Origin of the sequence: Desulfatitalea tepidiphila, assembly GCF_001293685.1 — a bacterium.
GTDB classification, from domain to species: domain Bacteria; phylum Desulfobacterota; class Desulfobacteria; order Desulfobacterales; family Desulfosarcinaceae; genus Desulfatitalea; species Desulfatitalea tepidiphila.
The window spans coordinates 1,212,752-1,224,474 of sequence record NZ_BCAG01000003.1 but is presented as its reverse complement, the minus strand read 5'-3'; the positions used below and the strand labels follow the sequence as shown (position 1 = coordinate 1,224,474).

The 11,723-nt window shown below is 53.0% G+C and carries 9 protein-coding genes; 5 read left to right on the top strand and 4 right to left on the bottom strand.

The genetic code is table 11. The annotated features are described in order from the left end of the window. Positions 1–50 precede the first annotated feature (50 nt). Positions 51–149: a 30S ribosomal protein bS22 gene (locus DFT_RS25005; RefSeq protein ID WP_073474648.1), complete on the bottom strand. Its 99-nt coding sequence runs from the start codon at positions 147–149 to the stop codon at positions 51–53. Between the two features lie 153 nt (positions 150–302). Here DFT_RS25005 and DFT_RS10090 point away from each other — a divergent pair, with 153 nt between their 5' ends. The 5 genes from DFT_RS10090 (at position 303) to DFT_RS10070 (ending at position 4,909) form a co-directional block, all read left to right on the top strand. Next, positions 303–854: a hypothetical protein gene (locus DFT_RS10090; RefSeq protein WP_054031076.1), complete on the top strand. Its 552-nt coding sequence runs from the start codon at positions 303–305 to the stop codon at positions 852–854. 232 nt (positions 855–1,086) lie between these two features. After that, the gene (locus tag DFT_RS10085) at positions 1,087–1,356 is read left to right on the top strand and encodes an FmdB family zinc ribbon protein (protein ID WP_054031075.1); all 270 of its coding nucleotides are present in this window, start codon (positions 1,087–1,089) and stop codon (positions 1,354–1,356) included. Positions 1,357–1,641: 285 nt separating this feature from the next. Next, a complete protein-coding gene (groES, locus tag DFT_RS10080) occupies positions 1,642–1,929 on the top strand; it encodes a co-chaperone GroES (protein WP_054031074.1) in 288 nt (95 codons plus the stop codon). A gap of 36 nt (positions 1,930–1,965) precedes the next feature. After that, a complete protein-coding gene (gene groL / locus DFT_RS10075) occupies positions 1,966–3,612 on the top strand; it encodes a chaperonin GroEL (RefSeq protein WP_054031073.1) in 1,647 nt (548 codons plus the stop codon). 235 nt (positions 3,613–3,847) lie between these two features. Continuing rightward, positions 3,848–4,909 (top strand): LysM peptidoglycan-binding domain-containing protein, encoded by a 1,062-nt coding sequence (locus DFT_RS10070; protein WP_054031072.1) that lies wholly within the window; start codon positions 3,848–3,850, stop codon positions 4,907–4,909. Positions 4,910–5,003: 94 nt separating this feature from the next. On the opposite strand, the gene DFT_RS10065 is transcribed toward DFT_RS10070, so the two are convergent. The 3 genes from DFT_RS10065 to DFT_RS10055 form a co-directional block, all read right to left on the bottom strand. Beyond that, positions 5,004–6,830 carry a GspE/PulE family protein gene (locus DFT_RS10065; RefSeq protein WP_054031071.1) on the bottom strand — a complete coding sequence of 609 codons (1,827 nt, stop codon included), beginning with the start codon at positions 6,828–6,830 and terminating at the stop codon, positions 5,004–5,006. A gap of 105 nt (positions 6,831–6,935) precedes the next feature. After that, positions 6,936–7,670 (bottom strand): hypothetical protein, encoded by a 735-nt coding sequence (locus tag DFT_RS10060; protein WP_054031070.1) that lies wholly within the window; start codon positions 7,668–7,670, stop codon positions 6,936–6,938. Between the two features lie 268 nt (positions 7,671–7,938). Continuing rightward, positions 7,939–11,637 carry a pilus assembly protein gene (locus DFT_RS10055; RefSeq protein WP_161807122.1) on the bottom strand — a complete coding sequence of 1,233 codons (3,699 nt, stop codon included), beginning with the start codon at positions 11,635–11,637 and terminating at the stop codon, positions 7,939–7,941. Between the last annotated feature and the right edge of the window lie 86 nt (positions 11,638–11,723).

Below are 11,723 nucleotides of genomic sequence, written 5' to 3'. Positions count from 1 at the left end.
TTCAGCGGTGCTTTTCTATTGCCTGCCGTTATGCGCAATTACACCAAACATTATTTGCCCTTTCTACGCTGGTGTCGGGTGCGAGCCAACAGCTTGCGATGTTTATGCTTTCTCATCTTTTTTCTGCGCTTTTTGATAACGCTGCCCAATGGATCACCTCCTCTCACGGAATATAGCCGGCCTCTATAACACCCACGTGTAGGCCTTGTCCACAGCTTTTTGCGCACAAAACTCCATGGACAATTTGCACGGGACACGCTCATTGTATTGATATCGTTGACCTTGTATGCTAATGGCGCACCATGGGGCAAACGAATAGCAAAAAAACGTTCGATGCGGACCAACTCCTGACGATCAATCAAGCGGTCACCATGGCCGAGGAATTGGTGAGCAACTATTACAAAATGTCTGCCACCCAATGGCTGCGGCCCAAATACGACGTCAAAACCCTTGCCGAACTGGCGGAAGCTGAAATCATAGACGGTCCGTTTGCGCAAATCATCCGCTACGAAGGGCAACGCAGAGGCTCCACACTGGGATCAGAGGTATATGATTTTTATAAGATTTGTATCCAGGATCATGCCATATTAGCCACTTTGCGCAAAAATCCCGACCTGCAACTCCTACCTTTCGCCCTTTATATCATCACACACGAGCTGGTCCATATCGTTCGATTCAGTAAATTCCTGCAACATTTCGATGCAAGTCCCAATGAAAAGCTGGCCGAGGAGCATCGCGTACATGAATTCACGCGAAAAATTCTAACCGGCGTTCGCCTGAAGGGCCTTTGTTGTGTCATTACTTATTATCACCAGTGGGGCACAACCATCGAGAACATGGAACCTAATGTTTAAAAAATGCCGCTTGCGACCCTTGGGCGAAAGGGTCTGTACGGCCCTGAATTTTCTGTTTCGAGATGCCTTGACAACTCGATTTCACACACTATATTTGACCAGATTTTTCAAACCGGCAGCGGATAACCATTGAATAGAAAAGCGTTTTCATAATCCGATTATAGGGGATGCGCACTCATACGGCGCTGTCTTGTCATAGAATATTTTGGTCATCGGGGAGGTTGGAAAGGAAATGCCAATTTATGAGTACCAATGTGCGAATTGCGGTCGAGTCGAAGAGGTGATGCAGAAAATTTCTGAAAAACCGCTAACCAAATGCGGACACTGCAACGGAAAAATGCACAAGCTCATATCTCATAGCGCGTTCCATCTTAAAGGAACAGGATGGTACGTAACCGATTATGCGGGAAAGTCCCAAGGCCGCGAAAGCACCAGTAATGCTTCCCCCAATGCCGCCAAATCCGGCGAATCCAATTCAACCGAAAAAAACAAAACCGATTGATCCATGCTGGAATAAAACATAGCTGATGGTTTATGCGGGATAGTGACATAATGGCGAAAACGCAAACGCGTTGACATCACGTGCGTTTTTTCGTTATTTCAGCGGCCTCAAACGATTTGCAGGTTCAGGTGGTGTCACCGGACCAATTTAATATCGCAACATTTTGAGGGGGGGTGAAGCGCAAGCTCGATGGTCATTGCATACTGGATTTTTTTGAACTGATTTGAATGGGCTTAGAAAATGGCCCCTTTGCCGAAATAATAGAACTAAAGGAGATGACGAAAAATGAAACTCAGACCATTGCAGGATCGTATTCTCGTACAGCGGGTGGAGGAAGAAACCACGACAAAAGGCGGCATTATCATTCCAGACACCGCCAAAGAAAAGCCGGCGGAAGGAAAAGTGGTGGCTGTTGGAAACGGTAAAGTGGGTGACGATGGTAAGCGCGTGCCCCTGGAGATTAAAACCGGCGATCGTATCCTCTTTGGGAAATATGCTGGTACCGAAGTAAAGATTAATGGTGAAGAATATCTCATCATGCGTGAAGACGACGTATTGGGCGTCCTTGGCTAGACCAAAAAATCACACACAACGAATGGAGGATATACAATGACCGCTAAAGTGATTAAGTACGACATGAAAGCCCGTGAAGCCATGCTCAAGGGCGTTCAGACACTGGCAGACGCAGTCGTCGTCACATTGGGCCCCAAGGGGCGTAATGTCGTGATCGACAAGTCATGGGGATCACCCACCGTCACAAAGGACGGTGTTACGGTTGCCAAAGAGATCGAGCTGGAAGACAAGTTCGAAAACATGGGTGCCCAGATGGTAAAAGAGGTTGCCAGCAAGACCAGCGATATGGCCGGTGACGGCACCACGACGGCAACCGTTCTGGCACGCGCCATCTATGAAGAAGGGCAAAAGCTCGTTGCGGCCGGCAACAACCCCATGGCGATCAAGCGCGGCATCGAGAAAGCCGTTGAAGTCGCCGTCAAAGAGTTGCACAAGATGAGCAAACCCACCAAAGATCAGCGTGAAATCGCCCAGGTCGGCACCATTTCCGCCAACAACGACGAGACCATCGGCAACATCATTGCTGAAGCGATGAACAAAGTCGGGAAAGAAGGCGTCATTACCGTCGAGGAAGCCAAATCCATGGAAACCACCCTCGATGTGGTAGAAGGTATGCAGTTTGATCGGGGTTACCTTTCCCCCTATTTCGTGACCGATCCGGAAAAAATGGTGGCTTCCCTTGAAGATCCCTACCTGTTGATCAACGAGAAAAAAGTGAGCAACATGAAGGATCTCCTGCCGATCCTCGAGCAGGTCGCCAAAATGGGTAAGCCCTTGGTCATCATCGCCGAAGACGTCGATGGCGAAGCGCTGGCCACACTGGTCGTCAACAAGCTGCGCGGCACTCTCCAGGTTGCAGCCGTAAAGGCACCCGGCTTCGGTGATCGCCGCAAAGCCATGCTCGAAGATATTGCTATTCTGACCGGCGGTCAGGTTGTTTCCGAGGATTTGGGTATCAAGCTTGAGAACCTAACCCTGGCCGATCTGGGCAAGGCCAAACGCGTAACCATCGACAAGGACAACACCACGATCGTCGATGGCGCCGGTGCGCGCTCCGCGCTGGAAGGCCGCGTCAAACAGATCCGCGCCCAAATCGAAGAGACCACCTCGGACTACGACCGTGAAAAGCTCCAGGAACGTCTGGCCAAATTGATCGGCGGCGTGGCCGTCATCAATGTCGGCGCTGCCACGGAATCCGAAATGAAAGAGAAAAAAGCACGCGTCGAAGACGCCCTCAATGCAACTCGCGCGGCGGTTGAAGAAGGCATCGTGCCCGGTGGCGGCGTCGCTCTGGTCAGGACGATTCCGGCTCTTGAAAAGATCAAGATCAGATCCGATCAAAAACTGGGTGTGAAAGTGGTGATGCGCGCCATCGAAGAACCCCTCCGTCAAATCGCCAACAACGCCGGCTTTGAAGGTTCGGTGGTAATTGATAAGGTTAAGAATTCGGAAGGTGCCATGGGCTACAACGCCGATACCAACACCTATGAAGACCTCATTGAGGCAGGCGTCATCGATCCCACCAAAGTGGTTCGGTTTGCCCTCCAGAATGCAGGCAGCGTCGCTTCGTTAATGCTGACGACCGAGGCGATGGTCGCCGAGAAGCCTGAAGAGAAACAAGATGCCATGCCGGGCGGCGCACCGGGTATGGGTGGCATGGGCGGCATGGGCGGCATGATGTAATCTCACCCCCTGCCCTTCTCTGAAATCGCTAAAAGCCTCCGTGTTGCCATACACGGAGGCTTTTTTTGTCTGTTTTTTCGGAGCTGGTAAAGTCTGCTCTCACTTCGCCGCTGCAGGCACAAATCAGGGTTTGGACGATAGAAAACTTGACAAAGACCCTTGAACCAGGCTACTGAAATTAATAAAAAAGTTTTGCATTAAGTTCAAAAACCGAAAAATCATGGGGACCTTGCCGATGAAAATCAAAAAATGTTGCTGGAAGTTCACCGCGACGCTCTTGCTGAGCGCATGTATGACACTCGTACTGGTTGGCCCTGCAGCAGCTGCCGAACCGGTCAATCAAAACCCGGAAGTGGCGTATGAAGCGGGTTTCTATTATACAGTTAAAAAGGGGGATACCCTATGGGATCTATCCCAGCGATTCAGCGATACGCCCTGGCAGTGGCCTGATCTTTGGCGTGAAAATCAACAACTCCCCAATCCGCACTGGATATATCCAGGCGAACGGATCCGGCTGTTTCGCAAATCCGACAAACATCGTTACCAAGTACCTGTAGAAAACCAAGCCCCTTCGGCACCACCCCGGGCGGAAGCATCCGAACCTGCTGAACCACCTAAACCGCAAGTGGATTTTCACTATGCCAATATCGATCGCGTCGGTTTTATTCGCGATCCCGCGGTCGATCCGATGGGGGAAATCTTTAAGAGCCTGGATGATAAAAAGCTGATCAGCAAGGGGGACCAAGTCTACATTCGCTATTCCGATTCAGGGGGAAAAGAGCAGTTTGCGCCTGGGCTTCGCCTGACGGCCTATAGAACACTCGAACCCAATGAAGCAAAAGGATATGGTTCGCAGCACTACCTGCTGGGCATTGTCGAAGTCATTACCGTTAAAGATGATTACGCCATCGCCGAGGTCATGTCGTCGGCCCGTAAAATTCAGGCCGGTGATCTTGTGATGCACTTTGAACCCCGCAACCCCGACATCACCGTCATGGACAGCACGCCGGGGATAGACGGTCGTATTCTTTTAGGTGAAGAGCACACCAAGATGCTCGGTGATTTGTTCATCGCTTTTATCGATAAGGGCACGGACGACCAGATCCTGCCGGGCCAAATTTATGACATCTATTTTCAGGAACATGCCCCGTCCGGAAGCTCTGGCAGCGATATATTGCTGGATCCCGTCAGTATCGGTTCCCTTCTGGTACTCCATACGGAGAAAAATACGTCGACGGCAGTCATCACCAGCAGCAATCGCAACATCACCCCCGGTCAACCCTTCCGTACCCCATAACAGAAGCTATAAAGGCGCGGCGGTCGAAGCATATATCGACCGCCGCGCCTTTCCTTTGCCATCATTTGGTTTCAGGTTACAGGTACCCCCCGGCCTAATGCTGCTCCCATGTCACCCGCAATACTTCTTGATACGTTGTCACTCCCTCTAAAAATCTCTCGACGGCACATTCGCGCAACGTGCGCATGCCTTCTTCACGGGCCTTGGTGCGGATGGCGTCCACATCCGCCTGAGCCGTCGTCAGCCGACGAATAGATTCCGTAAAGGGCATCAACTCCAGGATACAAGTCCTGCCGAGATATCCGGTGCCGCGGCATTTTTCACAACCCTTTCCCCTGTATAGATTCAATTTCCCATCGCGGTTCAAATCAATTCCCATGGTCCTGAGTTTGTCGCTCTCCATTTCGTAGGATTCTTTACAGTAGTTGCATATCTTGCGAATCAGCCGCTGTGCCAAGACCCCTGAGAGGGTGGCTTGAATCAAAAAATTGGGCACACCCAATTCCAGGAGCCGCATGACTGCCGATGGGGCATCGTTGGTGTGCAGGGTGGAAAACACCAGGTGCCCCGTCAGCGCGGCCTGGATGGCATTTTCTGCAGTCTCCAGGTCACGCATTTCGCCGATCATGATAACGTCCGGGTCCTGCCTCAAGATGTTGCGCAAAACCGAACCAAAGGTGATGCCGATTTGATTCTGGACGGCGATCTGATTAAAGCTTTCGTGAACCATTTCAATAGGTTCTTCAACAGTTGTAATATTGATATGCGGACTGTTGATCTTGCTCAATGTGGAATAGAGCGTTGTGGATTTTCCACTTCCCGTGGGACCGCACACCAGGACAATACCATGGGGCAAGGTGATCAGGTTCTGGTAGCGCTCCAAATCGACAGTAGAAAAACCCAATTGCGCCAAGTCACGAAACAGGATATCGGGATCCATGATCCGCATGACGACCTTTTCACCAAAGGCCACGGGGATTGTGGATACCCGGATTTCCACCTCCACATCCCCCTTGTCCGTTTTGATCCTGCCATCCTGGGGGCGTCGTTTTTCGGCCATGTCCATTCGCGCCAGGTTCTTGATTCTGCTGATAATCGCGGAATGAACCGCTTTGGGGAGTTTATAGGTGGTGTGCAGCATGCCATCGATGCGCATGCGAACCAGGCTCAATTCGCGTTTTGGCTCGATGTGAATATCGCTTGCCTTCTGATCGAAGGCGTACATGAACAGGTGGTTGACCGCATTGACGATATGCTGGTCATTGGAGGGCAGTTCATCAGCCGACCGTAGCCGCACATATTGCTCGAGATTCCCGAGATCTACACTCGGGCCGCCGAATTGATCCTGTGCTGCAACGATAGATCGTTTGAATCCAAAAAATTCGTTGATCAGCTTGATGATGTCCGATTTTGGACTCACCACGGCCTTAACCTTCAACTTACTGGCCATAGTGATATCGTCGAGCACTTCCAGGTTAAAAGGATCGGGCATGGCCACGGTCAGGATCCCATCCTTGACGTCCACGGGCAACACCAGATGTTTCATGGCAAAGGAGCGCGGTATGGTGGTGGTAACCACATTCAAATCGAGCTTTAATGGATCGAGCCTGAAAAATGGCACATTCCAGCCGGCCGCCAGGGTTTCGAAAATCGTCTCTTCATCCAATGGAAGACCAGGCTTGTCCAAACGGCTGAGGTTGAGCGATGCGATGACATCGACGATCGTAATGGGGTTGTTGATCAATTCGATGGCAGCGGTGTTCTCATACTTTTTCTCTCTTATCTTCTCGAGCTTTTGGATCAACACATCTTTTTTTCTCAAAATCTCTTTTGCGGTGGCAGTGGCCAGTAACTTGTTTTGAACGAGGGTTTGGCACACGACCTCCGCTTGAAATGCATTCTTCGAGAAATTCTCCATCATGCTCCTTCATCGTATGCGTTGGTGCGCCATGCCAAATCAAGTGTCATGCGATGGACCCCTTTGCCTCGATAGGATGGCACTCGGGAATCGGGGCATCGCATTATTTCAGTCTTCGTCGTGCATCCAAGGCAAATTGTTGACTTCGACCAATGGTCGTATGAGTTGGGTCTTCAAACTCTTCACGTCGAATATCAAATTGTAGCTGCTGAAATTCGATGCCGCCGTGGCCTTCTTCCCCGACAGCTGGGAAAATGCCTCAGCTTGCTTCACCAGTTCTCTCATGTTGGTGGCCGTCAATCCGTTGAGCCCCGCAACGAGGGTCAAGTTTGCATCCGGGCGGCCCCGCTGGTCCCTGATCAAGGGAATCGTCATGGCCCGGCCGAAATATCTGAATGTTATGGAGGCATTGTTTTCTACGGCATAATGGAATCGTGCCACGATGTTAAGGGCCAGCCTCAGCTGATCGATGTGCTCGGGTACATCGCCGGGGAACTCGATATATAAAGAAAAGATCCCGTGTTCCACAAAACAGCCGAAGGCTAAATCCAATGCGTTGGTCAAATGCCGGTTGGTGTTCCGGTTTTTCCCCAAACGATGTAGGATCTCAGAGCCTTCGAAGACGATGCTGCCGCAAAGAATTCGATAATCCGGTTTATCCTCAGCGATCCCCTCTCTCCCTGCGATGCGCCGAAAAATCAAACCACCGGAATTCCCGGGCAGTTTTTCAATGGTTCTCAGCCGTTGAATAATCTGATCAAAAATAACAGCGGTGGCGCGAGCACCTTTAGCGTCCGGGGTGTGTTTAAAGAACAACCCCAACTGATTGAGAAGCTCGACCAATAGGATTTGCCCTGGCTCTTCCGTGATCGAGGTGTCCCCAGAACGGGACTTTTCATTTGACGTGGGCAAAACAGGGGGAGTCACCATAACGCGTCATGTGATCTGTTTGCCGGCATGAAGCACCCGAACTTCGGTGAGCTTCATGCCGCGATATTGGAATAGTTGCAATCAATTCTATTTAGTTGAACGTAGGGGCGGTGTCAACGCGGCATTCTGGAAACAGAAACCATCTCCTTTCGCAGTGAGGCGTTTCCATAATCCTCCCGGTTTAATCCTGGCTGTTTTGGCGCCAAAAAACCTTGCCCCAGGATTCTCCCAGGAAGGATTTTTCGAACAGCCTGCCCTGGTGGTCGCTAAAGAGAACCTGGTCCACACGGGACCTGCAGTCCTTTTTCATAATCGTCAAACTTGAATGCAATCGGCTTGAGAAACGCATGGGTAAAAAGGATACCCCATCCTCCTCTTTCTGGATGGCTCCTTTTCCGCAGCCATCCAGGATGTAAAGCCAAGCCGTGCCGCCAGAGGCGCAGACTCGGTTGCTGGGGACAAAGGATGTCACCACGGCATTTCCGCCGCGAATGGCAACATTGTCGATGACCCGCTCTGCCGCTTCCTGCCCGTCGTCGGAAGCGATGGGAAAATCGAGGTACCATCCGGAAAAATATTCCGGATTGGCACGCTTGTCCTCGCTTCTATTGTTCGCCCGAACGCCGTCGCCATCTTCTGCGTCTTCGACGGTGGCGTAATCCGGCAGCCATTCTGTCAGCTGACGGTAGCGAGTGCCATCCCGATCGCAATCGACCGTAGCCCCGATGGGATGCAAAGACAATCCATTGGACAATTGGCCTGTCGTGCGATCGACCAGGTACCCCAAATATTCGCTGTCATCGCTATCATCACCAAAGTCCCAGATACCATATATGCTCTGTTGGCTGAGATCGTACCGGTCGCTCTCGCCAAGGTACCTGCCCGTGCCGAAGACGATCATATAGCCATGCAGGTGGGGAGCACAGGCATTCGCCATGGCCATGACGTCCGGCCGAGCGGTAATCGGCTGGTTCAGGGCATGAAAAACGGGGGCAGGCGTATCACCTTGGGCCGCGTCGATGACGCCGTCGGCGTTATGATCCTCTCCGTAGGCCACTCCCCAACGACCGGGGTCTTCGGCCGTCAGGTCGAATTTCCAGAGATGACCTTTCAGGTCTCCGGCATAAGCGTAGTCCACGCATCGATCTCCATTCACATCGATCAGCGCTGGTACCGACAACCCATTGTCACCGTTCACACCGGTGTCGATTTTACGAACCAGCGCGCCGCTGGCGGCATCCAGTATATAGAGAACCGCATGTTCGTTCGGGCTGTCGTACCCATTGCCGAAAATCACCACGCTGCGATACGCCTCTCGGGGCGCATTGGCGTTGACCGCGCAACCCTGGCCAAAACTAAAGCCCATGTCGTTATCGACTTCGCCCGCCTCATCCGCCAGACCATCACCGTCGTTGTCCGCGCTGCCATCGCCTGTGCGGGAAGATGGGTACTCCCACATGACGATCCGGGAGACATCCTGCTCGGAGCTGTCCGCTGAAATATCGTCGGCGCTGAACGTCTGGACATACGGACCATACTGACCGCCGTCAAGTTCTCTATGGCGACTGCCGATCATCAGACAGAAATAGCCCCGGCCACCCTTCCCCAACCCTCCGACCAGGTAGGTGTTCCTTTGATACGGTCCATCGAGCACCTCACCGACATGGGGCGTGGCATCCACGAAGAATCGATGGCGGCTGTCGTAACCGGGTGAAGCGAGCGCACTGAAAGTTTCGAATACCAGCCGAGGGATATAGGCGAAGCGTTCATCACCATGGGTTGTGTCAAACGCATGCAACATGCCGTCATTGCCGCCCACAAAAAGAGTCTGCCCGGCGATAACCGGCACACTGTGGACAATGTCGCCCAATCGATTGGCGCGCCGTCGATACCCAGATGCATCTTTGCCCCGGATGTAATCGAGCAGCCGCCGTGCCTGTTTATCGGCCGGGGAACCGCTTTTCAGATCCGAGCCCAAGACTTGTCTCTCTCCTTCGGCAAGGTCATCGTAGCGAAAGGGGATGCCCTGAGGATGGCGCCAGATCCCGCCGTAGGTGATCAAACGACGGCTCTCATGGGTCACATCTGAGCGGTTGAGTCGCTCCGCCGCGCACCAGAGCGGGGTATCGCCCACCGCGCCGCTCTGGGGATCATATTCGAACGCTTGCACGTCACCTTCCCAGCCATCCGACCGGTAAGCGACCTTGTAAATATATGGAGGCACGATCACTTGGGGTCCATAATGCAGCCCCTCCGTTGATCCCGAGCCCTGGCGGATAAGACCCAAGACGGTATCCAGGGCCGACGTCATGGCGCTCGGTTCGTCAATCGCAAGGAAAAAACCTCGCCCGTTGACTGCAGCATGGAAAATGTCGTCGGCGGTTGTCGCCTCGCCAGGCTCAGGTCGGGGCCAATCGGGCACGGATGCAAGCGCCCCGGCCAAACAAGGTCCGCCGTTTTGTCCCGCATCATCCCACGCGCCGGGAAGAAGAAGCCGTTTCAGATCCAAGGTGTCGGGTCCACCCGCCCATAGGGCATGGGTGACCATATGCTGATGGGAGGCATCGTCACACCCTCTTGATCCCATCCCGTCTTCAAGACCCGGTGCAAGATCGGACGTGTAATAATACATGGCCACATCGGCCAGGGTATCCGAGTAGCCATCGGCATACGGTATACCCCGGCTGCCGTCGGCATTGCCTGCCCCTGAGAACCGGTCATCCCAGTACCCACCCGCGACCACGATGGCATGACTTTGTTGGCAACATCCCCCTTTTCCTTCAGAAACGTATGGGGAAGCCCCCAAGGTCGATGTCGCATCCGTTTTAAAATATCGCCCCACGAGATCAAGGGCTTCCCGAAGCGCCGGCGGTCCATGGAAAGGGGCGGCGTAAATGGCATCGAGCAGCTGCTCGCTACTGTCGAAAACCGGTCCGGTCTCAGCCTTTTCTCCTGGCAACGGAACATCGCCGGGCTTCCAGGTCACCCCCACGGGCACGACCCCCAGGGCCGGTTTCCCGCTGACCGGATAGATCCCGATGTTCAACTCACGAGCTGCCGCAATGCTTTGCGCCAATGCGGATTTGGCCACGAAGCCGCGTTTTCGATAGTAGCTGAACCAGTTGACATAATTCTGCAACTCTTCCTGGTCGGTGAGATAACGTACCACCTCGCCCCGTTCATCATGAATCGCGGGGCGGATGCTGAATTTTTCCGCTTCATCATCGACGAGCGCCAGTTCATCATCCTGAAGCGTGTCGTCACCGCCATCCATATAACGAAAGTATACACGCCGGTCATCGTCGATCCGGTTGGACAAATCGAGAAGGCCATTTCCATCTCCGTCCCGCCATGCCACGAGGTAGACTTTTTCGTCCCTATCCCGAACCCCATTCCCGTTGTCATCCTTAAGCACAAAGTAATGAGCCTGGGGGATCACATACGTTTCTCCATCGCAGTGAACCGTCATGAACGGCTGGCTCATTTTACAGCGAACGCCATCGCGCGCGGAACATGCAGGGTCTGATAGCGGAAAATGGAGATCGGCCTTGCCGAAAGCGTATTTCCCGGTTCCGGGCCACGGCGGGTACCCCCTATCCGGCCGATAGTACAACCGGTTATAGCCGCCCCACTGGGACAGCCACAACCGGCGCTGGATTTCACTCAATAACAACTCATGGCCGGCTCGAGCGCCACGGGGGTGTTCAGGGAAAATATAACCGCATCCGGAAAAAGCCCCCTTATCTTCGTCGGTCAGGACCTCCCAGTCCATATGTTCGGAATTGTCCCAGACGATCATCACGTTGGGTGGCGGGGCCTGGACTTGAATATCCAATGGCGTATCGCTGAGATCCAAACCATAGGCATGCGACGTAAGCATGAAGGCGATCCATACAGCCAGACCCGCCATGAAAAACAGATACGCTCGTTTCGTCCGCAACACCCTATCGGAAGAACGACGACGCC